Source organism: Arthrobacter sp. APC 3897, from assembly GCF_030407495.1.
GTDB lineage: Bacteria > Actinomycetota > Actinomycetes > Actinomycetales > Micrococcaceae > Arthrobacter_B.
Window position 1 is genome coordinate 1 of the sequence record NZ_JASDDG010000022.1, and the last position, 23156, is coordinate 23156.

The window sequence follows — 23156 nt, forward strand, 5'->3', positions numbered from 1 at the left end:
GCTCGGGATGTTTTCCAACTCCCGGCCGCGGCGACTTAGAAGACTTTACACAGGTTTCCACCCACCCGCAAATCGGCCCTCAGCAGGCACGATGCAGGGCCGCTGGCACCACAAACGGCCGGCAGCGCAGGCTGCCGGCCGTTTGTGGTGCGTTGGCTGGTTTCCGCCCTCGGCCAGGGTGACCTCCACGGCCCGGTATTCGGCAGCGTTGGTGTCCACGCCCTCCTCTTCCAGCTCCGCCGGTGCCTTCTGCACATACTCGTTGGTGTAGGCGGTATCCGGCGGCTCTGTGGTGAGGATGGTGGCTCCGGTTTCGTTCTGCCTGCCCATGGCAATCTCCACTGTCTTCTGCCAGGCGCCCTCATACGGTGCGCAGGGAAAACATTCCGTTTCCATGCGCGCCGGAGCGCTGAAGGTCCGTCCTGGCGGCCGTTCCGGTTCCGGCCGCCAGGTTTAGGCTGGAGCTACGGACCCGCTGATCAACGGAAGGCTTCGATGACCGCCGAAAGCTCCACTCATCCACCTTCGAACGAGCGCACCAACGGTTATGCGGACCTGCGTTCGTACGCCGCGATAGGGGACGGACGCACCGTTGCGCTGGTGGCCAGGGACGGTGCAGTGGATTGGTATCCCACCCCGGACCTAGACTCGGTTCCTTCCTTTGCCGCCCTGCTGGACGCGGACGACGGCGGGCGGATCGAACTGCGTCCGGAGGAAGAGTTCACGGTGGAACGGGCCTACGTGGACGGAACGAACGTCCTGGCGACCACTTTCATCACCGCCTCCGGAAGCGTCCGCGTCACGGATTCCCTCAACACCGGTGTAGCCGGGCGGCTGCCGTGGGGCGAGCTGGCGCGCCGGATTGAGGGGCTGACCGGCACCGTCCGAATGCGCTGGTCCGTGGCACCGGGCAATTGCTTCGGTACCGCCTCGCCCTGGGTGGAGAACAGCGCCCACGGGCCGGTGCTGCATGCCCTGCAGACCACCATCGGGGTCCGCGGCTTCGAGCACGGCGCTGAACAGGTTACGGAGCGCAGCATTACGGGCTCGTTCGCTGCCACCCCGGGCTCACGGCACCTGGTGGCCATTGTGTCCACCCACAACGAGCCCCTGGCGCTGCCGGACCCGCAGACTGTGGATGCCGGCGTCGACCGCACCATTGCCAACTGGCAGAGCTGGATGAAGGAGTTTTCCTATGACGGGCCGTGGGCGGAAGCGGTGCAGCGCAGCGCGCTGGCGCTCAAGCTGCTGATCCACAGCCCCTCCGGAGCGGTGGCGGCTGCCGCCACCACGTCGCTGCCGGAGAGCATGGACGGCGGCAAGAACTGGGACTACCGCTACGCCTGGGTCCGCGACACCGCCTACACGCTAAACGCCCTGATCCGGTTTGGCCTGCGGGAAGAAGTGCACGCCGCTGTTGCGGGGATGTTAAAGAGCATCCGCAGCCAGGGCAAGGACCTGCAGGTGTTCACCGCACTGAACGGAGAACCGGCGGACGGCGCCGAGGAGCTGGACCTGCCCGGCTGGCGCGGCATCGGCCCGGTGGTCCGGGGCAACAACGCGGCATCCCAGCTGCAAATGGGAGTTTTCGGGGACCTGTTCAACATTGTCCAGCTCTACGTCGACGCCGGACACGTCCTGGACACCGGAACCGGGCGGCTGCTGGCTGATCTGGCGGACCTCGCCTGTGACACCTGGCAAAAGCGCGACGCCGGAATGTGGGAACTGTTTGAGGAGCAGCATTACACCACCTCCAAGCTGGGCTGCTGGCATGCCCTCAGCTGCGCCTCGCATCTGGCCGATTTGGGGCAGGTTCCCGGTCCCTCAGACCGGTGGCGGGCGGAGAAGGAGCGGATCGAGGGGTGGGTGCGGGAGAACTGCTGGTCCGAGGAACGCGGCAGCTACGTCTGGTATCCGGGATCCGACAAGCTGGATGCCTCCATCCTGCTCCATGCCATCAGCGGCTTCGACCGCGGCGAGCGGATGAGTGCAACCCTCGATGCGCTGCGGGACGAGCTGGGCCGCGGGCCCCTGCTCTACCGCTACAGCGGCGCGGAAAAGGAGGAAGGCACCTTCGTGGCATGCGCGTTCTGGATGGTATCCGCGCTGACCCATGTCGGCCGGCGGGAGGAAGCGGTTGAGCTCATGGACCAGCTGGTGCCGCTGGCGAACGATGTTGGGCTCTACACCGAAATGATCGCGGAGGAAGACCACGCTTTTCTGGGGAACTTTCCGCAGGGGTTGTCCCACCTCGCGCTGGTCACCGCTGCGCTGACCCTTCATGACAGCAGCACGGACTAAGGACTCCAGGCTAGGAAGTGCAGCCCACGCCGTCGCCGTCGCCGTCAAACTTCGGCTCCCACCCCGGATCTCCGGGGCGGATGGGTGCTGCACCGGCAGCCTTGACGGCTGCGCAGTTGGCGTAGACCGGGACGGCGCCGGCATCCGCCACGGGAACCTCCGCAGCCGCCGAGGAGCTCAGGCTTCCGTCGGGGACGGGCTGGTCCGGGCAGGAGTCGAGGACACCGGCGATGGCATCGTGCTCCGCCTGGGTTACCCACAATTCGTACCGGACTTTGACCGCAACCTGGCGGGCCACGTATTCACAGCGGAAGGCCTTGTTGGCCGGCAGCCAGGTGGCGGCGTCGGAATCCGATTTGGCGCCGTTGGCCGGACCGTCCGCGGCCATGAGGTTCAACGGGTCATTCGCGAGCCGGCGCCGTTCCTCAGCGGTCAACTGCTGGGCACCTTTTTGCCAGGCATCGGACAGCGCCACAATGTGGTCAATCTGGACGGCCGTGCTGGTTTCATTGCCCCGCACAAAGTTAATGGTTGTCCCCGTATAGGGGTCGGCGAAGGTTCCGGATGCCACTACGCATTCCTTGGTTCCGTCCTTGTAGACCACGGCGGTGAGATCCCGGGCCAGGATGTCATTGCGGGTATCGCATCCGTTGCGGTCCACGTCGGCCCAGGACGGCCCAAACTGGTCCCGGTCATAGCCGGTCTTCGGCGCACGGCCCTTAACCGGGAGGGTTTCCAGCTGTTCCAGCGCCGATCCGGACGCTGCCTCCTGCACCGATGAACTGCCGTCCCCGGCTCCGAACCCTGCGTTTGCTTCCGCCCCCGCGTCCGTCAGCGGAGTGCAGGCAGAGGAACCAAGCAGAATTGCAGGTAAAGCGACAAGGGCCAGAACTTTGGTGCGTAAAGAAGTCATCTCTATTAATTATGGACGACGGATTGGATTCAATTTTCCGTTCATCAGTCTTGTTGCAGCGCCAATAATTCCTGCAGGTAGAGTTCAGGTGCGCGGCTGACCCGCGTCAGCCATGCACCCGCCGTTTGATGTGCCGCCGGCGGGCCCGTTTGAAGAGGTAGCCCCTTGGTGAAGATTTCCTGTTCCCGCCTGCTCCGCACTGTGACGGGTGCGGCCGCCCTGCTCCTGCTGAGCAGTCCGCTGGTGTCCGCGCCGGCCTTGGCGCACGGCAGCAGTGACGCTGCGCCGCCCAGCCGTTTCATCGTCACGTTCAACGAACGGGCAGCCGCTTCGAGCAGCACCCGTGAGCAGGCCTATGTGGACGCGGGCCGTCCCCTGGGCGCCGGGGTGACCGAACTCCGCCGAACCGGCAGCGGCGGAACCGTGGTGGAGGTGGACCCGGGCCTCACCGCTGAAGAAACCGCCGCCGTCGTCAGCGCCCTGGCTTCCGTTCCCGACGTCGAACACGTGGAACCGGACGTTCTCCTGTACCCGTCCGCCGCTGCCCCCAATGACCCCCTCTATCCCCGGCAGTGGAACCTCCAGGCTTCGGGAGGCGGGGCGGATGCGGCGGCTGCGTGGACTTCGTCCACCGGAAAAGGGCAGGTGGTGGCTGTGGTGGATACCGGCATCACCGCGCACACGGACCTTCAGGCACAGATCCTTCCCGGTTATGACCTGATTTCAGACCCGGCAGTGGCCAGTGACGGCAACGGGCGGGACCCCGATCCCCGGGATGAGGGCGACTGGTACGCGAACGGCTCCTGCGGCAGGACTGTGGGCAGTGCCTCCACCTGGCACGGAACGCATGTCTCCGGCATCGTCGCGGCCAGTGCCAACAACGGCACCGGGATCAGCGGAGTGGCGCCCGGCGCCCGAATCCTTCCGGTGCGGGCACTCGGAACCTGCGGCGGATATATGTCCGACATTTCGGACGGCATCATGTGGGCTGCCGGCGGCCAGCTGCCCGGCGTTCCCCTCAACGCCACGCCTGCCCGCGTCATCAACCTGAGCCTGGGCGGCGTGAGTACCTGCTCCGCCGCGATGCAGAAGGCGGTGGACTTTGCTGCGGAGCGCGGGGCCCTGGTTGTGGCGGCCGCCGGCAATGACAACATCCCGGCTGACCGGAGCCAGCCTGCCAACTGCAACAACGTGCTGGCAGTGGGCGCCACGGACCGAAACGGATCCCGCGCACCGTACTCGAACTTCGGCCCGCTGGTGGACCTGATGGCCCCGGGCGGAAATACCTCGGGAGATTCCAGCGGCGGAATCCTCTCGACGATCAACAACGGCCGTTCGGTTCCCGCGGAGGAGGGCTATACCTACTATCAGGGGACCTCCATGGCCGCACCCCACGTCTCCGGTGCGGCAGCCCTCCTGCTGTCCGCCGACCCCGGGCTGACATCCCGGCAGGTGGAGTCCACCCTGCTGGAGACGGCACGGGAGCTGCCGGGCAGCTGCGCACCGCGCTGCGGACCCGGTTTGTTGAATATTTCCGCGGCCGTAGCCGCCGTGGCATCCCCGTTCGCGGATGTTCCGAAATCGATGCAGTTCTCTGACGACATGCGGTGGATGGCCGAGGCCGGTATCTCCACCGGGTGGACCGAAGCGGACGGCACCAGCACCTACCGGCCGCTGGAACCTGTGAAGCGGGACGCAATGGCGGCCTTCATGTACCGGCTCGCCGGCAGCCCTGACTTCACGCCGCCGCGGGTATCTCCCTTCGCCGATGTCTCCACCGGCAACCCGTTCTATCGGGAGATCTCCTGGCTGGCAGCGGAGGGAATCTCCACCGGATGGGTGGAAGGCAGCGGCACCAGCACGTACCGCCCCCTTCAACCGGTTAACCGCGACGCCATGGCCGCCTTCATGTACCGCTATGCCGGTTCGCCGGACACCTCGGTTCCGCCGAACTCTCCGTTCACCGACATCGCGCCAACCAACCGGTTCTACACGGAGATATCCTGGCTGGCGTCCAAGGGCATCTCCACCGGTTGGGCCGGCGGCAGCGGCACCAGCACGTACCGACCGCTGAACCCCGTGAAACGTGACGCGATGGCAGCATTCATGCACCGTTTCGACACCGCGTTCAACCGGTGAACAATGCGTAAGCGCCTGTGAGAGAACGCATCTGAGGGAGGTCCGGCCTTTCCGGAGCTCCCTTCGCGCATCCCCTGCCGGCACCCCTTCCCTGACCTGCTGCGGAGACGTAGATTCGTAGTCACCGTCTGCGTGCAGGAGATATCCATGGCTACGAACAAGACCACCGTCAAAGAAGAGGACAAAAAGCCCACCAAGCAGCTGCCCGAACATGACGCTGCTGCCGATGGTGAGCTCTTGGATGAGACAAAACGCGTCTCCGCGACGGAGGATTACGCAAACGAGCTCGATGAGCTTCGTGAGTTGAAGATCAAAACCAAAAAGATCAAGGTCAATGCCGACGACGACGCGTGGCGGCACAATTATCCCTACGACAAAAAGTTGACCCGGAGCAGTTACGAGAAGCAAAAGCGTGCGTTGCAGATAGAGCTCTTGAAGATGCAGCTTTGGGTCAAGGACACCGGTCAGAAAATGCTCATCATCTTTGAAGGCCGCGACGCCGCAGGCAAGGGCGGGGCGATCAAGCGTTTCAATGAACACCTGAATCCGCGCGGTGCCCGGATTGTGGCCCTCGAGAAACCGACGGACAGCGAACGCACCCAGTGGTATTTTCAGCGCTATGTGGCAAAACTGCCCAGCGGCGGCGAAATCGTCATGATGGACCGGTCCTGGTACAACCGTGCCGGCGTGGAACGGGTGATGGGCTACTGCACGCCGGCCCAATACCTGGAGTTCATGCGGGAAGTGCCGGAGCTGGAACGAATGCTGGTGAACTCCGGGGTGCTGCTCAGCAAACTGTGGTTTTCCGTGGGCCGGGCGGAGCAGGCGGCACGGTTTGCGGCCCGGGAAACAGACCCCGTGAAACAGTGGAAGCTCTCTCCCACAGACCTTGCCAGCCTTGACAAGTGGGATGACTACACCGAAGCCAAAGAAGCCATGTTCTTCTACACCGACACCGGTGACGCCCCGTGGACCGTGGTGAAATCCAATGACAAGAAACGGGCCCGGCTTGAGGCCATGCGGTTTGTGCTGCACAGCGTGGATTATCCGAACAAGGACACCTCGGTGGCACATGCACCGGATCCGCTGATTGTTGGCCCTGCCGCCAGCCACTTCGAGGAAGACGAAGAACCCAGCGGCCGTTTCCCTGTGGTGCGTCCCAAGGGCTGACCCGCCCCGGAGGCAGTTCTCATGAACGACGAACGCCGATATCAGTTACCGCAGCAGCTCTCACCACGCCTTTCTATGAGGACAGCATCAGCTGGGTTCCGGGGCCTTCCGGGAACAGCACACTGCGCGCCGGCGGCACTGCAGCCCTGCCCGCCAAGCTGGCGGCTGCTCCCCGCTGCGGCGGGGAGCCGAAACCGGGCACGGCATCGGCCACAGCCGTCGCCACAGCCACAGTGCTCTTGACCGTCGACGGGCACGAACAGGAATTCACAGCGTCCGATCCGTATTCCACCGTCCAGCGGCTGAACCAGCAGGACTGCCTGGAGCAAGCGGTGCAGGAGGTGGCGGCTCTGGATCTGTTATCGGAGCTGGCCATCCCTCCGGACCAGGGCACCGCCGTCGTACGCCTCTCGCTTGTTCCCACCGGCAGCACCGGCACCTTCACCATTACCGGCTTCGGCACCACCACGCTCCTGGCCGATGATCCCGGGCATCCGTGGCCCCGGAACATCACTGTCACCGGCACCGGCGCCCCCACGTGGACACGCAGATCACGCCGTTGTGATCTGCGTTATCCATGATGCTAGCGAGAATCACCGGACTTTGCAGGAACCGCCCCGGCACGCGCGGCGCGGCCCACAAGCCGCGGCTGGGTGGCTGCCTGAAGTCGACTACCCGCACCGGTATCTGCAGGCAGGCCGGCGGTGCCGGCGGTTCCGGCCGGCGGGCCGGTTTCCCGGGAACCTGCCGGTCCGCCGTTTGGCGGGCCGTCCCGGTGGCGCTGTGGGGTGGAGCAACGCGCATCACTGGATCCCGGAGCAGCCACCACGCCGATTCCACGACTACTTGGCGGGGACCGCTGATACCCGTGCGCTTGCCCGGGCTGTAGGGTTTGCCCAGCACAGCGGACAACCGGGGTGCGGGATGGAAGGACACCGGAATGGACATGGTCGAGGCGACGGCTGATGTTGCCGCGGAGGCACGGATAGGCAGCGGCACCCGTATCTGGCACCTGGCCCAGGTGCGCGAGGACGCTGTAGTGGGCGAGCGGTGCATCATTGGCCGCGGAGCCTACATCGGTCCGGGCGTCCGGATTGGTGACAACTGCAAAATCCAGAATCACGCCCTGGTCTATGAGCCGGCGGTTCTAGGCAACGGGGTCTTTGTGGGTCCGGCCGCCGTCTTCACAAACGACACCTATCCGCGGGCGGTGAACCCGGACGGGTCACTGAAAGGTGCCGAGGATTGGAAGCCCGTGGGCGTCCAGGTGGACGAGGGAGCCGCTATCGGTGCCCGGGCCGTGTGCATCGCCCCGGTCCGGATCGGTGCCTGGGCCACCGTGGCCGCCGGCGCCGTCGTGACGCGCGATGTTCCCCCGTACGCCGTCGTCGCTGGGGTACCGGCGCGGCAGGTGGGCTGGGTGGGTCCGGCTGGGCATCCCCTGGTGCCCGGAGCCGGAAAGGGCGAATGGACCTGCCCGCTCACGAACGCTGCCTTCCGGCTGGAGGACGGCGTGCTGGGACCGGTTCCGGGCCGCGCGGCCCAGGCGGGGGCTCAGCAGGCCTAGGCTGCAGGCCGCGGTGGCCCGTTAGTCAAGGGGTGGGGGCGGTTGTTCAGTACCGTGGCGTTGAGCCGTCGAAAAGGTTGTCCCTCTGGCTCCATCAGCCCGCGAAATTCAGGGCCCAGGCAGAGCCACCCACAACGGCCGGACTAAAGCCCTGCTGCCCCGCCGCGGCATCTCCCCCGGTCAGAGCCGATACGCACGTAAGCGCTCGCAGACTACTCAGCGGTACCGGCACGGACCCGCCCAGAGACCAGTAACCTATACCTACTCCGCTGCAACTCCCCGCTCCTATTCTCACTGCCAGTAGCAACAAGGCGGAGGAGAGCTGTTGGCAAAGCAAGGAAGAACAGCGGGCACCCGTGTATCCGGCGCGAACGGATCCGTCTCCGGCAGCAGCAGAAAGCGCCTGGTCCTCGCGGACGTGCCCGTTGACCTGCTGACCTCCGACCAGGCGCTGGACACCATAGTGGGGCACGCCCGCAGCGCGGTCCGGCCGCCGCTGGCCGTGGCCTCAATAAACCTGGACCATGTGCATTACTTCGGTACCGGCGGGCGCTGGATGGGCGCGCTGGATGGCTGTGGCCAGAGTGGGCCGGTGCAGTGGCTGAACATGGTGGACGGGGCACCCATCGCGGCCCGGGCCGGCGCCCTTACCGAACTGCAGTGGCAGCGGCTGGCCGGCAGCGACCTAATCAATCCCCTGCTGGATCGGTGCGAAGACCACGCGCTGAGCGTCGGTTTCCTGGGCGGTGCACCCCAGACCCAGGAACGGCTCCTGCAGGTGCTCACCCAGCTACGTCCAAAGCTGTGGGTCGCCGGCTGCTGGTCCCCGGACAGGCAGGCCCTCGGGGACCCCGGTGCCAACGTGGCGCTCGCTGCCGGGATTGCCCGCAGCAAGGTGGACGTACTAATAGTGGGACTGGGCAAGCCGAGGCAGGAGCTTTGGATCGCCGAACACGGTGCCGCCACCGGCGCTTCAGTACTTCTGGCCTTCGGAGCGGTGGTGGATTTCCTGGCCGGGAGAATCCACCGGGCACCGGCCTTGGTAAGTGCCAACGGCCTGGAGTGGGCCTGGCGGCTGGCGCTGGAGCCACGCCGCCTGGCCAGGCGGTACCTGGTGCAGGGCCCGCCTGCCTACCTGCGCCTGCAACGTCCCGCGGGCCGGGAAACTCCGCGGGCGCCGCTGCGTGAAGTGCCGCCTCCTGCCGTGCCCTCCCCCGCCCCGGTACCGCAGCACTTCGCGTCTGCGGACGGGTTTGCCGACGTCTGCGTGCTGGCCGTGACCCGAAACAACGCCGCGGACATCCCGGGTCTGATTGGTTCACTGCGTGCCGAGACCGACGACCTGGTCCTGCGTGTGGTCGTGGCGGACAACTCCTCCACCGACGCCACCGTCGCCGAACTGGGACTGCACACCGACGTACGGGTGCTGCAAACCGGCGGGAACCTCGGCTATGCCGGAGGCATCAACGCCGCCGCCCGGTACGCTGGCGATGCCGGAGCCGTGCTGGTGCTGAATCCGGATCTGCGGGTCTGCCGCGGCGCGCTCAAGGCCATGCTCCAGCGCCTGCGCCAACCCGGGACGGGCATAGTGGTGCCGCTGCTGGCCGACGAGGACGGCACCACCTACCCATCGCTCCGCCGGGAGCCGGGCATCCTCCGCTCGCTGGGAGACGCACTGGCCGGGCGCCGGCTGGCGAAGCGCCCGGGCTGGCTTTCGGAGATCGAGTACGACGCCGAAGCTTACGTCTATGCCCATCCGGTGGACTGGGCGACGGGCGCGGCTCTGCTGGTGGATATGCCGCTGGCCCGCAGGCTGGGCAGCTGGAACGAGACGTTCTTCCTCTACTCCGAGGAAACGGACTATTTCCGGCGGGCGCGCAGCACAGGTGCCAAGGTGTGGTTTGAACCGGCGGCAGCCATGATCCACCGCCGCGGTGGTTCCGGGCAGTCACCGGAGCTGGCCGCCTTGATGGCGGTGAACCGGGTGCGTTATGCCCAACTGCACCGCGGCCGCGGCTATGCGGCAGGCTTCCGGAGCGTGGTGCTGCTTGCCGAGGTACTTCGGATCGGAGGCGCGGGGCACCGGCGGGCGGTAGAGGCACTCCTGCTGCCCGGAAAACGGAAAGCGCTCCCGGCCGCCCGGCACCCGGCGTCGAACCCAACGGGTGGCACGTCCGGGGAGCCGGCAGGTCAGGGAACACCGGCGGAGCAGTTTCCGCGGGGCACAATCATCATTCCGTGCCACAACGAGGAGCCTGTCATCGGAGCGACCCTGGATGCGCTGGCTCCGGTGGTCGCGGCCGGGACCGAAGTGCTGGTGGTCTGCAACGGCTGCACGGACCGCTCCGCCGCAGAAGCCTCGGCACGGCCGGGTGTGCGGGTGCTGGAACTCCCCGAAGCATCCAAGACCACAGCGATCAACGCCGGAAATGCTGCGGCGTCCCACTGGCCGCGGCTGTATTTGGATGCGGACATCCGGGTGCGGCCGGAAACGGTAAAGGTGCTCTTCGAGGCGCTGGTCTCCGGTTCCCTGGCCGTGCGGCCTTCAGTGGATTACGACGTCGAGGGGGCGGGTTTGCTGGTCCGTTCCTATTACCGGGCGCGCCGGCATCTTCCCGGAGCGCAGAAATCGCTGTGGGGAGCGGGAGCGTACGCACTCAGTGCCGAAGCCGGCCAGCGGCTGGGAGCGCTGCCGGCGGTGGTGGCCGACGACCTCTGGGTGGACCGGTTCTTCGCGGAAGGGGAGAAAGAGGTACTGGGCTGCCCGCCGGTGCTGGTGCGCCTGCCACGCGATGTTCCCGGTCTCCTGGCGGTGCTCCGCCGCACCTACCGGGGCAACGCCGAGCAGGGGGCGCTGGGCAGCACGGTGCTCGCCAGCGCTGCCGGAATCCTGGGCGCTGTGCGCGGCCCGCGGAGCGCTTTCGACGCCGCCGTCTACACCGCGTTCACTCTGGCCGGCCGCCGGCTGGCAGCGGGGGCGGGACCCGGAATCAGCTGGGAGCGGGATGAAAGCAGCCGCACCGGCCTGCCTCCGCGGCAGGCGGTTTCCTAGGATGCCGCGGAGGCTGGCCGGCACCGGTGCGGTTCGGACACTACGGTTCCGGCGCTGTGCGTGTGCCTGTGCTGGTCTGTTCATATCAGCTGGACCTGTTCTCACTGTTTCCGGGAGTTCCACGGTAGGAGCCGGCTGCCCGCTGCCGGCCGCATGCCTATTTTGCTGCTGCGGGTCCGGGTAGGCACGCCGCCGCTAGCCGTCCAGCGGAACCCGGTAGAGGTGGTAGGAGTATTCCTGCTCGAAGCTGTCCGTGAAGGAGCCGTCCGCTTCCGCGGCGAGGACCCGGTCTTCGAACAGGACTTCCACCTCCCCCAACGCCGTTCCCTCAGGCAGCGTGAATGTCCGCTCCCCCGGCTCCGTGCCGCCTTCAACCATCGCAAAGACATACGCGTGCCCGTCGTGGGTCTTGAGCATGGTGTCCAGGCCGGCGCCGAAGGAATACTCGTAAGACTGGGTGTTGATCACCGGTGCCAGCGCGTGGATCCGGGTATTGACCTCACGTACCGCCTCCACCTGCCCGCGGCCGCAGAAGTCCGGTTCCATCTGGGAGGTGCGGAACACGTTGGATGTCTGGCAGTCCCCGGAGAAGCTCTGGTTGAAGTAGAGAATGCCGCGGGCTTCGTTGATCACCGCGCTCATCACCGCTCCCTGCACTTCACCGGGTTCCACGTAACCGGAGTACGTTCCCTCGGCGGGTCCGCCGTTCAGGTTTTCCACGAAATGCCAGATCTGCTGCAGCGAGTCGTCGGCGGCGTCGCGCATTCGCAGGGCCTGGACGGCCCGCCCGTAGCTGGACGCGGTCCGGCACGCCGGCCGGCTGATATCCACGAGGTAGGGGCTGCGGTACGGTTCCTGCGAACAGTGCGGCACCGTGTACCAGTACATGTCCATGGAGACGACGTCGGTGGGTCCGTTGACCAGGTTCTCCGCCTCGGCAGCGGGAAGGTCAGTGCTGATCACCATTTGGGTGAAGTTGGCCAGGTTGAAGGTGCCCGCAGGTGCCTGGCGGGCGCGCGCCTCGAGCTGGCGCACCCCGTCCTGCGGGCTGAACCGGCCGTCCACCTCGTCATCCAGGAAAGTGCCGGCCCAGTTGGGACTTTGCGGGTCGAAGGACTCATTGAGCCGGTCCCCGATCCAGAACACCTGGTTGTCCTCGAACAGGCTGAACTGGGTTTCCGGCGGCATCCCAATGTACGTGTTGATGCCCAGCGCCTTGTCATACTGCACCTCGGCGTCGCTGCTGATGCCGTTGTGCCAGGCCACCACCGGAAAGAACCCGGGGTCCGTCCACCCGCCGGCACTCGCGTTGGCGAAACGGGACCAGTATTCGGGCCCGCCTTCCCAGGGAATACGGGGCAGGGACAGCTCTCCCGCAGCAGCAGGGGAGAGTTTGGGGGACGATTCAGCGTCCGCGGTGCAGGCAGCCAGGAGCGCTGCTGCCAGGAGCAGCACAACGGCGCCCGGCGTCTTCCTGACGCATCGGATGCACTGGGCTTTCACGGCTCCTCCCAGGTTTTTGCCGGGGTGTCCGGCTGAGCCGGTCGGTGGAGTCCGCGGTAGGCGCCGGCGAGGCCCACGGCCAGGAAAAGCAGTGCCGCTGAGCTGGAGAAGTTCAGGCCGTCGAAGAACGCCAGCAGGACGGCGCCGGAGAGCAGCGCCGCAGCGAGACCCGATCCCAGGGCCCGGTCCCGGCTTCCGGCCGGAAGCCGGGTCCGGGCGGTGCGCAGCGCACACCACAGCCCGCTTCCCAGGACCAGGACCAGCAGGAGCAGGCCCACCATGCCGATTTCCACGAGAGCTGTCAGGTATCCGTTGTCAAAGATCCTGTACTGCGGCAGGAACGTGCCGAACCCGCGGCCAAAAAACAGGTTCCGGGAAGCGATCTCCACTGCCGCGGTGTAGCTGTCTGTCCGGGAGAGGGAACTGGAGTCGCTGCCAAGGCTCTGGAACATTCCGCGGATGGTCCCCCCGATGCCTGGAACACTCACATACAGCAGCGCCAGCAGGGCCGCGAGGGCGGCCAGCATCCGCGTCCGGACCGCGGCAGACCAAGTGGGCAGCATCGCTGCCAGGCCAACGGCAACCCCGATGAATGCCGACCGCGAACCGGAGAGCAGCGCAATCAGTGCCAGGGCCAGGGCAGGCCACCAGCGTGCCGCCGTGCTGCGGCCCCTGTCTGTCAGGGCCAGACTCAGTGCCGGCGGCAGCGTCATGGCAAGGACCACGGCGTACTCCAGCGGCTGCGTGGACATTCCGGCAGGGCGGATGAAGTCGCCGCGGGTGGACGCCGAATGCCCGCTTTCGGCACTGAACCCGGGCAGTGTCAACCACTCCAGCAGGCTCTGCCCTGCCACGAACTGGGCCAGGCCCAGCAGGGCAGACAGCCCGCCGAGCAGGATCAGCCTGCCCAGGAGCACCTGCCACCGCCGGATGGAGGTAATCCCGTCATTGGCCAGCAGCGCTATTCCCACCCAGCCGGCCGCGCGCAGCAAGCCGCTGTCTGCCGGCGAGGATTCATTTGGCGGTATGCCCTGCAGGTTGGAAACCGCATAGCTCAGCAGCACCGCTGCCAGAAACAGCAGCAGCGACCACCGCACCGCCCTGGAACCGGATCGCAGCGTGGTGGTTCTCCGCAGCCGTTCAAAACCCCACCAGAACAGGGCCAGCAAACCCCACAGCGTGGAGGGCCTGCCGAGGGACCCGAGCGCCGTGATGGTGAGGTAGGAAGGAAGTGCCAGTGTCAGGACCAGGTAGACGGTCAGGAAGAACACCACATCCGACGCCAGGGCGGTGTCCGCCCCCGCCCGGTTTCCCGGCGCGGGGTAGGCCCTTAGCGCCGCCACAGTGGTCCTCCGCCCGTGATCCGGACCGTCCCGGCGGCTTCACTGCGGTGACGGCCGCCCTGCGTAGGCGCCGGTTTGCCCCGCGGCCAGCCACGCCGGGCCAGTGCGTCGGTTCCCGCGGCCGCGGCACAGGACAGTCCGAAGCCGGTCAAGCCCAGTACGGCGAGGGCCTTGGCCTCGCCCGTGCGGGTTTTGCCGAACGAGCTGATGATGAGGTCCTCGGGGGCGCGTTCGACCGTAATCAGAGAAGCAGGCTGCGCGCCGGCGTCGGTCTGCAGCGTGCCGCTCACTGCCTGCACCTGTTGCAGGACCCGGTCCATTTCCGCTTTCACTTCTTCCGGGGACGGAGCGGCAACCTGCACTGAAAGGACGGGTCGGCTGAAAGAGGAAAGCCACTGCCCGCCGGTGTCCAGCATGCTGATTGAAGTTCCCTGCCGGATCCCGGTGCCGAACAGGGAGGCCGTCGGGGAAGCGAGTTTCGCAGTCTCCGCCCCGGCGAGGACTCTACGCTCCACAATGGCTGTGAAGTCAATCAGCGTCTGCGGCTCGGTGCCGGTAAGGGAACGGCCTTCCCCCGGATGCCCGGGCTCCACGAAGACAAAATCCGACTGCGCTGCGTAGACCGGGGCGGACTGGCCCAGGCCCAGGAACGCCAGCCCGGTGCAGCAAAGCCCGCCCGCCAGCACGTACCAGCGGCGGCGCAGGACGGCGAAGAGCTGGGCGGGTGTCACCGCGTCCGAGCCTGTTCCCCGGCGGCCATATCCGGTGAGGTCCCTCGCCGGCCGGTTCTGGCCGGCACCGACGCTGGTGCTGCCGGCGGCACCGGTCGAGCCGGCTCTGCCCGTTCCGGGGTGTGGCCGCGCCGCAGCCGGCCCCGGGGACCTACGCGGGTCCGCGGGCCGCTGCCGCCTCCAGGGACCGGGCCTGTTCCGGGGGGCTGCGGCGCATTTACGCGGGAAAGGAGCATCCCGTCTGCCAGTGCGGTGACCATGAACGTTCCGGCAAGCCCAAGGACCACGGCTACGGCCAGGACCTGCAGTGCCTGTTTCATGTTGAGTGCTGCCTCGGCATCCACCACCACGGGGATGATGCTGATCCGCTGGTGAGGGGTCACCGAGATTTCATCCTGCATCCGGGCCAGCACAGCGGGAAGGGTCTCCATCGCCCGGCCCAGCAGGGCCAGGGACTCCTCTTCTGTTTCCGCCGTCGCCTGGACCACCACGATTGATCCGCTGGTGCTGCGGTCCGGTTCGATCGTGTACGTCGCAGACGGGTGTTCCTCAAGCACCTGGTCCCTGATTTCCGGGGCGTTCGCCTGCCGTACCAGCACATCCAGGGCCTCGCTCATGCCGCCCAGCTGCAGGTAGGGGTTACCGTCGTCGCCGACGATTGCAGACGGCGGCATAAGGACCATGCTGCCGCGGGACTCGTAGGATGGCGGCACAACCTGGCTGGCGGCCCAGCACAAAATGCCGGTGATGACTATCCCTGAAAGGACCAGATACCAGCGGCGGAGGACCACCAGCAGGCTTTGCGGTGTTGTCACTTATTCTCCCTCGCTGCAGTGCGCCGCGGGGCACCGATTCGTTCCTTGACGCGGTCAACGCCGTCCTTTCCGACCAGGCGGAGCAGCACGCCTTTGGCGGCCGACCGCATGCCGGCCACAGCCGCACGGCGCGGAGTATCCAGCAGGAGTTCCCGGGCGCGTTCAGCTATGGTCGGCGGTTTCGCGGCCTGCAGCAGCCCGGGAAACCGCTGCCGGTAGGACTCCGGATCCACCCGGAAACCGCGGACCCGGTTGCTGACGTTGCCGGAGTGGACCACCTGGAGCCAGCCCGGCGGGCCGGCCACCAGCCGCACCCGCATGCTGCGGCCCAGCAGGGTGTGCCAGTCCGCCCAGCAGGTGGCAGCGTCCTGCCACGGCTCAGCCACGGAACAGAACGCATTGGAGCGGTCCGTCCGCGCGAACAGCCGGGTGCCGGAGAGAATCAGTCCGCGCGGCAAATACAGCGCCGTGCGCTGCCCGCGGGTCAGTGCCGCGGCCTGCTGAAGGCGGTCAACAAAGTCCGCGGCCACGCCGTCGTCGTTGTCCAGGTTGGTGGTCATAACCTCTGCCGCCGGTTCCGGCACCAGGCCACGCAGGTCTGCCAGGAGGGCGCTGTGCTCCACCGCGGTCCGAAACACAGGGGTGAAGAGCCCGCCGGCAGACCATTCGGCGATCCGCCGGCGCAGCCAGCCGGGGCTCTCCGGATCGAAGTAGACCAGCCAGCGGAACCGCGGGTTGGACTGCGCGGCGACGGAGGGTAGGCAGTAGCGTTCGAACAGGTCGGCCCGCTCCCGCAGCCAGCCTTCGCGGGCGCGGACCAGGGACTCGGGGCCGGGCGTGGGCAGGTTGAAACGGGTAATCAGGAAGTGGTCCCCGGACCAGTCCGGTGCTGCGGCATCCAGCGCTTCCAGCAGGGTCCGGGCGCGGGAATCCCAGGAGTGGGACCGGGCCAACTGCTGCCGTTCCTCGTACTGCGCCGGCTCCGGCACCTCACCGAGCACGCGTTTCAGGGCGGCGGCAAAACCCTCCGGGGAGCTTTCGCGCACCACATGGCCGGTGGCCAGCCAGCGGGCAGCGGGCAGGTCTGTGGCGACCACTGGTAGCCCGGCAGCCAGATAGTCCAGAGTTTTCAGCGGAAAGCTGGACCGGTTGAACTCCGTATCCGCGTACGGCGTGATGCCCGCAGCCGCCGTTCCCAGGAGCGCCGGAACGTCCCCGGCGGGGACCACACCCAACCAGCGGACGTTCCCGTGTGCCAGGAAGGCATCCAGCCGTGCGCGCAGGCCCGGGTCCCGCGCGGTCAGCGGTCCGGCGACAGTCAGTTCAAGCCCTGAGCCGGCCACCGCCTCCAGGATTTCCAGGTCCAGCCGTTCATTGAGCTGGCCCAGCAGCACCGCCCCGCGCCGCGGTCCGGCCTGCGGCCCGGTCTGCGGGGGCTCCGGCAGCGGCTCACAGCCGTTGGGCAGATGCAGCACGTGCGTTCCGGGGCGCAGCTCCTGCAGCCGGCGGGCCAGGTCCGGGGTAACGGCCGCCACCAGGTCCGCTTCGGCCAGGTTTCGGAGCAGTGTGCGGCGGATCCGGTTCCGGTTCAGTCCCATCAGCGGGGCACCGGCCAACCAATCATCGGTCACGAAAAGTATCTTGGACCCGCGCAGTCCACGCGGGAACCGTGCCAGCGGTCCAGCGACAATGACGGCGCCCGGCGGGCCGGCAGCCCCGGCCGGCGCAGCGAAAGCGGCACGCACGGCACGGTGGAGCAGCCAGGCGGCGGCGCTGCCGAGCAGCGGACGCCAGGCACCGGGCGGCACCGGGACCGTCAGCCGGGTGAGTGAAGGGGAAACCTGCTGCAGCTCGGAGCGCAGGCCCGTGGACCGGACGCCGAAGACCAGGGCCGGCGGATCAACCCAGAGCACCGGCCGGCACCTGGCCAGCGCCGTGGCCAGCCGCTTTTCCGTGCCGGTGATTTCCGTCCACGGGGTTCCGGCGAGCCAGATCAGGGTTCCCCCGTGGCCCGCGGCGGGTGCCTGCCCGGTGTGCCGGTTCCCGGTATGCACGCTCATGGCGTGCTCCGCCCGGCCCGGGCCACAGCGTTCTCCTTCGCTGCCGGCTGGCTGCCCCTTCCCCCGGCAGCACCGAACAGGGCCGTGCCACGTACCGGGTCGTGGGCAAGCAGCACCATCGCGCTGCCGGCAGTAATCCCGGACAGCAGCCAGCAGCCAGCCGGTGAGAGGGTGTCTGCAAGGACTACCAGGGCGCAGCCGGAAAGAAACTCCAGTGCCTCTGCAGCGGCATCGGGATCGGCCACGAACACGGCGGTCCGTTCACGGGCCTTGTTCTCCTGCCCGGCCCCGGATGAGGCGGCGGACGCGGCGCCCGGGAACTTCCCCCCGGGCGGCACAACGGTGAGCGGCGGACGCGAGGGATTCAGGTCCAGGCCCTGCCGCAGCGCCCGCTGGAGGCGGCCGCCGGACGGTTCACCGAACAACAGCGCAGAGTCCAGCCCTTCCCGTCGCAGGACATCCGTGAGGAAGCGGGAAAACCCGTCCGTGAGCACCCGCTGCTTCAGCGGGGACAGCGCCATCCGCAGCGCCCGTACCTTTCCTGTGCGCAGCCGCCAGCGGATTCGCCGCAGCACGCGCTGCCGGGCACGGCGCGTGAAACTCAGGGCCCGGCCCGGCAGCGCTGTTGCGCCCTCCGGTAGCCGGGCCGCTCCAACCGGCACCATCCTGCTCCCCTGGCCGGGTTCCGTTCCCGCCAAGGTTCCGTGCCCAAAACAGAATCCCTCCAGCGGCTGCCCACAGGCAGTGAGCTGCTGTGCCAGTTCGGTGTCCCACCCTTCCTGGGTGCGGGCCGGAACCGGGCAGACCGACGCACGGAACCGCCCGTCGTTCTTCATCGGCACCCCCAGCAGCCGGCGCATCCGGTCCAGTTCGCTGTGCTGCAGGTTCCCGAACTGCAGGGCCGCGGCCTCAGCCTGCCGGCGTTCCCCGGCGCAAAGGAGCGCACGCAGGTGGGTGGCCCAAAGTACCGGGTCCGGGTCCGGGGCTGCCCGGTCCGTGAAGGTGTCCACCAGGGCCTGGGTGCTGAAGTCCCGCGCGGCTTCGGCGTTGCCGGAAGCCAGCTCAGCGAACACCGCCCCCACCACGGCTTCCGGGATGAAGTAATAGTTCAGGCACTTGAGAAACTCCCGCCGGGCGTCGCCGGGCTCACCCTCCGCAAGCAGCTGCCAGCCGGCTGCCAGGAATTCCCTGTCCCTCCCGCCTGCCGTAAATGGCTCCGGGAGACTGTTTTCGGTGGCCAGGAACAGGTTCCCGGCAGGCCCTGCCTGCGCTATTACTTCACCGGGTCGGCGGACGGCCTGCAGCTGCAGCCATTCCAGCACCTGGCTGCGCCGGGCCTGCACGTGCCGTTCCTGGACCAAGTCCTGGCCGGCGCGGACTATGGCTGCCAGCCGGCCGGGATCGGCCAGCAGGGCATCCAGCTTCTCTGGGAGTTCCTCGGCCTCGCCCAGCACACAGTTCGCCATATCCACAAAGCCGAAGGCTGCGAGCGCCGGGGTATCTTCAGCGACCAGGCAGGCCCCGGCAGCGGGAATCTCCAGGTGCTTGCGCACCAGGTCTCGGGACATGCTGCCGCACGCCGGAACAAAAATGCTGGCACTGAGCAGACGCGCATAGTCTTCGCCAAAGACGGTGCGGCCGCCACCCTTTCCCCACCCGTAGTGCGGCAGGGTCATGGTGGCGAAGCTGGCGGACAGCACCCGCCCGACGGCGTTGCGCCAGGGATAGTGGCGCTCCTGGCTTCCGGTGAACAGGACGGGAATATTCTTCTCCACCGGATACGCGCGGAAGACGGCGGGATCAACTGAGTTGGGCCAGACAAAAAGCCGTTCGGCGATTTCCGGGGTGTACTCGGCCATCGCCGTCGACGTGGTGAAGAACTCCTGGACACCCCAGCGGTCCATATCGGAGAGGAAGACGGCGCGCGCCAGGTCATAGGGGTCCGAGTGCAGGAAACCCAGCTTCGGGATATCCGGCCGGCTGGAGGTATTCCGGATACTCCGTTCACCGGCATAGACACCAGATTCGAAAACGCAGAGGTCCGGGGTGAAGGCATCGCATTCAGCCGCGTAGTCGCAGTCCGTGTCGATGACCCGGACCTCAAAGAAGTGCCCCAGGGTGTGGACGTGCTCATCCAGGTGCCGGTTCAGGAAACCCGGCAGCCCGGGCTTGGCCCAGCGGAAAAAGAGCAGCCGTGGCCGGTTCGACGGGGTCATATGGCGCTCTCCTTGGCGGGCCGCAGCCGGGGCAGCAGCGTTCCTTCCAGCCGGTCATAGGCAGCCAGCAGGGTTCCGGCTTTTCCACGGACTGCTGCCGGCAGCACCCGGCGCAGCATGGGGGCGCTGAAAACCAGGTAGGCGCTGCCCCCGGTGAGCCCGCCCAGCAGCAGCCGGGCCAGGTCTGAGCTGCCAAGTGCGGCGGCGCCCAGAGCCAGCAGCGCGGCGGCTGCAGCGGCAGCTGCCGGCGGGCCGGATGCCCGCACCAGCAGCCGGCCCGGGCCGGGAACCGTGGTGCGGACGGCACACAGGTAAAGCGGCATCACCGCCGCTGCGATGACAGCTACGTGTACCCAGGCCGCTCCCGAAAGCCCAAACGGGCGCAGGCTGAGGCCCACCGCGGGGATCAGCACCACCAGCCACACGGCCTGGACACCGAACACCGCACCGGCGCGGCCCTGCCCCACCAGCAGGTTGGAGAGCAGCAGGGACAGCGCGAACACCCCTCCGTAAAGGGCCAGGATCCGCAGTACCGGGGCAGCCGCTGCCCAGGTGCTGCCGTAGAGCACGGCCACGAGTTCCCCGGCGAGCACCATGGTTAGGGCCGTGACCGGAAAAGCGATCAGCGCCACCAGGCGCATGGTGCGGGCAAGGAAAGCGCGCAGCTCAGCGGATTCGGCGTCCAGCGCGGAGAACGCGGGCATGGCCACGGAGTTGATGGTGGAACTCATGACCGAGGTGGACCAGGACGCCACAGTGAAGGCCAGCGTGTAGATGCCCAGTTCTACCGGGCCCAGGAACGCACCGATAATCGCGTAGTCCGCATTCAGTAGGCTGTAACCCAGCAGGTTGGCGCCCGCCAACGGGAGCCCGAACCGCAGCACCGGCCCAACCTGGGCGCGGCGCAGCTTCGGCCAGTAGGTCCGGTCCACGCTCAGTGCCATCACCAGCCCGCTGACCAGCTGGCTCACCACCCGGGAGATGGCAAAGGCCATGGCACCGTCGCCGTTCATGGCCAGCAGAATGAGCACCAGGTTGGTGGGTACAAAGGCGATGGCGGAGGCCAGGAACACTTTTCCCTGCCGGAATTCGCGCACCAGCAGTGCGCCGGGAACCGTGAACACTCCGCCAAGCACAACGGCAATGGACAGCACGCGGATGGGCGCGGCCGCTTCCGGGGCACCCAGCGCACCCGCCAGCGGCTCCGCGGCGAGCGCCATGCCCCCGGCCAGCAGGGATGAACTCAGCAGGGCCAGCAGGGCAACGGTTGAGGCGACCCGCTCAGGATCCAGGTCCCGCCGGGCCACGCAGGAGGAGAGGCCCAGTTCCCCGAAACTGGAAACGATTGCGTGGACCACCAGCGCCGCGGCGAACACACCAAAGTCATGCGGTGTCACCAGCCGCACCACAACCACCATGACGGCGATACCGGCCAGTTTCATCATCAGCGCGTTCGCACCGGACCACACGGCACCGCGGGCAGCCCGGCTCCCGATGCCCGCCAGCCCGGCGGATTCCGACGGCGCCGTCACCGCAGCGCCCGTGCCAGGGTTTCAGCCACATACTCCTGCTGGGAGGGCTGCAGGTGCGGATGCAGCGGCAGTGAGACCAGCCGCTCGGCGGCGTCCTCGCTCACGGGAAAGTCGCCGGGGCCGTAGCCCAGAGGTGAGTAGGCGCCGGTCAGGTGCACCGGAACCGGATAGTGGACCCCGGCGCCGATTCCTGCCTCGGCCAGGACCTGCAGCACCCGGTCCCGCTGGGGCGCGGGCACCCGGATCCCGTAGATGTGCCACACATCCGTATTGCCCTCAGCGCTGACCGGCAGCACCAGCCCGTCCAGCCCGCCAAGCAGCCGGGCGTATCGGGCCGCGGCTTCCCGGCGCCTCCCGTTCCAGGCATCAAGGCGCTTCAGCTTGGCACTGAGCACCACTGCCTGCACCGCGTCAAGCCGGGAATTCATGCCCGGCTCCTCATGCCGGTACTTGGTCCTGCTGCCGTGGTCGGCCAGCAGCCGGACCCTGGCGGCGATGTCCTCCCGGGCGGTCAGCACCGCCCCGGCGTCCCCGGCAGCACCGAGGTTCTTGCCCGGGTAGAAACTGGTTCCGGCGGCGTCCCCGAGAGTGCCGGCCCTGCGCCCAAACCGCTCCGCGCCCTGGGACTGGGCAGCGTCCTCCACGATGGCCGCACCCCAGCGCTCGGCTGCGGGGGCCAGCGCCTCCACGGGTGCGGTCTGTCCGAAGAGGTGCACGGGCATCAGCGCGCGGGTTTTCGGCCCGGCTACCTGGGCGGCACCGGCCGGGTCAATGAGCAGATGGACGGGATCGACGTCTGCCAGTACCGGCAAAGCACCGATCCGGGAGACTGCCTCAGCGGTGGCTATGAAGGTGTTGGCCGGCAGCACCACTTCCGTGCCGGGTTCCACACCGCAGGCCCGCAGTGCGAGTTCCAGCGCGTCCGTTCCGTTGGCCACGCCAACACAGTGCGGGCTGCCCAGCCACCGGCCGTAGGCTGTTTCAAAGCCGGCAACGTGGCGGCCGCCAATGAACGCGGTTTCCGCGAAGACTTCCTTCAACCCGGCCTGGATCTCCTCATCCACTTCCGCGTGCTGCGCGGCCAGGTCCACCAGCGGCACTCTCAGGGCTGGCTGGGGTTTCATCGCGGGTCCTTACCGTCGGTGGCCGCAGCCGGCACGGTCCCCGGCAGGGTTGTCTGCAGGCGCTTCAGTTCCCGGGCCGGAACACCGGCCCAGGTTTGACCGCCGGGCAGGTCACGCAGCACGGCCGACCCCATGCCCACCACCGTGCCGGCGCCGATCCGAACCCCCTGCCGCACGGTTGCGGCCATGCCCAGGTAAGCTCCGGCACCCACCCGCACCCCGCCTCCCAGGCAGACGCCGGCGGTGAGCGTTGCGTAGTCCTCCACCACGTCGTCGTGCGTCAGTGTGCAGTTGGGCATAACTGCGACGTGCCGTCCCACGGTGACCGCGGCTGTGAGCACGGTACCGGCCAGCAGGATGCTCCCTGCCCCCACAGTGCAGCTGCCGGTCAGCGAAACACCCGGAGCAATGAACGTGGCGAAACGTTCTTCGCCGACCCCTGCGCGGGCGAGGATCTGCACCATGCCGGCGCGCACGGTGCCCGACCCGGCACAGGCCAGGAAGCTGCAGCGCGGATACTTTGCCGCGCCGCCCAGGCCGCCCAGCACCGGGACACCGTCCACCATGGTGCCGTGCAGCCCCCGGTCATCATCCAGGAAACCGTAGATCCGGTATTCCTGGGTCTGCCGCAGGGAGGCCAGGACTTCCCGCGCCAGTCCGCCGGCGCCGAGCAGCAGCAGGGTGGGCATG

Annotated in this window: 17 protein-coding genes; 6 read left to right on the top strand and 11 right to left on the bottom strand. The window is 67.6% G+C overall.

The genetic code is table 11. The annotated features are described in order from the left end of the window. Positions 1-45: 45 nt before the first annotated feature. Entirely contained in the window at positions 46-330 is a 285-nt protein-coding gene (locus tag QMA10_RS11550; protein WP_290168517.1) for a hypothetical protein, read from the bottom strand. Positions 331-495: 165 nt separating this feature from the next. On the opposite strand from QMA10_RS11550, the gene QMA10_RS11555 reads away from it, so the two are divergent. Then, complete coding sequence (locus QMA10_RS11555) at positions 496-2301, top strand: glycoside hydrolase family 15 protein (protein WP_290168519.1); 1806 nt, start codon at positions 496-498, stop codon at positions 2299-2301. A 10-nt stretch (positions 2302-2311) separates the two neighbouring features. Here the strand turns inward: QMA10_RS11555 and QMA10_RS11560 are convergent, their stop codons facing one another. Further along, a complete protein-coding gene (locus QMA10_RS11560) occupies positions 2312-3214 on the bottom strand; it encodes a DUF1524 domain-containing protein (RefSeq protein ID WP_290168522.1) in 903 nt (300 codons plus the stop codon). Positions 3215-3382: 168 nt separating this feature from the next. Here QMA10_RS11560 and QMA10_RS11565 point away from each other — a divergent pair, with 168 nt between their 5' ends. The 5 genes from QMA10_RS11565 to QMA10_RS11585 all read left to right on the top strand — a co-directional run bounded on the left by QMA10_RS11565 (position 3383) and on the right by QMA10_RS11585 (position 11142). Continuing rightward, positions 3383-5353 (top strand): S8 family serine peptidase, encoded by a 1971-nt coding sequence (locus QMA10_RS11565; RefSeq protein WP_290168524.1) that lies wholly within the window; start codon positions 3383-3385, stop codon positions 5351-5353. A 147-nt stretch (positions 5354-5500) separates the two neighbouring features. Beyond that, entirely contained in the window at positions 5501-6523 is a 1023-nt protein-coding gene (ppk2, locus tag QMA10_RS11570; protein WP_290168527.1) for a polyphosphate kinase 2, read from the top strand. Positions 6524-6756: 233 nt separating this feature from the next. After that, the gene (locus tag QMA10_RS11575) at positions 6757-7104 is read left to right on the top strand and encodes a hypothetical protein (protein ID WP_290168528.1); all 348 of its coding nucleotides are present in this window, start codon (positions 6757-6759) and stop codon (positions 7102-7104) included. A gap of 359 nt (positions 7105-7463) precedes the next feature. Continuing rightward, entirely contained in the window at positions 7464-8090 is a 627-nt protein-coding gene (locus QMA10_RS11580) for an acyltransferase (protein ID WP_290168530.1), read from the top strand. Between the two features lie 325 nt (positions 8091-8415). Continuing rightward, entirely contained in the window at positions 8416-11142 is a 2727-nt protein-coding gene (locus QMA10_RS11585; protein ID WP_290168531.1) for a WecB/TagA/CpsF family glycosyltransferase, read from the top strand. A 195-nt stretch (positions 11143-11337) separates the two neighbouring features. On the opposite strand, the gene QMA10_RS11590 is transcribed toward QMA10_RS11585, so the two are convergent. From QMA10_RS11590 to QMA10_RS11630, 9 genes are read right to left on the bottom strand one after another with little or no spacing between them, the layout of a single operon-like run. Then, entirely contained in the window at positions 11338-12645 is a 1308-nt protein-coding gene (locus QMA10_RS11590) for a hypothetical protein (RefSeq protein ID WP_290168534.1), read from the bottom strand. After that, positions 12642-13988, bottom strand: coding sequence for an O-antigen ligase family protein (locus QMA10_RS11595; RefSeq protein ID WP_290168537.1), 1347 nt, complete (start codon positions 13986-13988; stop codon positions 12642-12644). Before QMA10_RS11595 ends, QMA10_RS11590 begins: the two co-directional genes overlap by 4 nt. Continuing rightward, positions 13976-14719, bottom strand: coding sequence for a hypothetical protein (locus tag QMA10_RS11600; RefSeq protein ID WP_290168538.1), 744 nt, complete (start codon positions 14717-14719; stop codon positions 13976-13978). Before QMA10_RS11600 ends, QMA10_RS11595 begins: the two co-directional genes overlap by 13 nt. After that, positions 14716-15534 (bottom strand): hypothetical protein, encoded by an 819-nt coding sequence (locus QMA10_RS11605; protein WP_290168539.1) that lies wholly within the window; start codon positions 15532-15534, stop codon positions 14716-14718. The genes QMA10_RS11600 and QMA10_RS11605 overlap by 4 nt, the downstream gene beginning before the upstream one ends. Next, positions 15531-17594: a glycosyltransferase gene (locus QMA10_RS11610; RefSeq protein WP_290168540.1), complete on the bottom strand. Its 2064-nt coding sequence runs from the start codon at positions 17592-17594 to the stop codon at positions 15531-15533. The genes QMA10_RS11605 and QMA10_RS11610 overlap by 4 nt, the downstream gene beginning before the upstream one ends. Beyond that, positions 17591-19810 carry a glycosyltransferase gene (locus QMA10_RS11615; protein WP_290168541.1) on the bottom strand — a complete coding sequence of 740 codons (2220 nt, stop codon included), beginning with the start codon at positions 19808-19810 and terminating at the stop codon, positions 17591-17593. The genes QMA10_RS11610 and QMA10_RS11615 overlap by 4 nt, the downstream gene beginning before the upstream one ends. After that, positions 19807-21342, bottom strand: a complete 1536-nt coding sequence (locus QMA10_RS11620) for an oligosaccharide flippase family protein (protein ID WP_290168543.1) — start codon at positions 21340-21342, stop codon at positions 19807-19809. Before QMA10_RS11620 ends, QMA10_RS11615 begins: the two co-directional genes overlap by 4 nt. Further along, the gene (locus tag QMA10_RS11625) at positions 21339-22466 is read right to left on the bottom strand and encodes a DegT/DnrJ/EryC1/StrS family aminotransferase (protein WP_290168545.1); all 1128 of its coding nucleotides are present in this window, start codon (positions 22464-22466) and stop codon (positions 21339-21341) included. The genes QMA10_RS11620 and QMA10_RS11625 overlap by 4 nt, the downstream gene beginning before the upstream one ends. Further along, positions 22463-23155: a NeuD/PglB/VioB family sugar acetyltransferase gene (locus QMA10_RS11630; RefSeq protein ID WP_290168546.1), complete on the bottom strand. Its 693-nt coding sequence runs from the start codon at positions 23153-23155 to the stop codon at positions 22463-22465. Before QMA10_RS11630 ends, QMA10_RS11625 begins: the two co-directional genes overlap by 4 nt. Between the last annotated feature and the right edge of the window lies 1 nt (position 23156).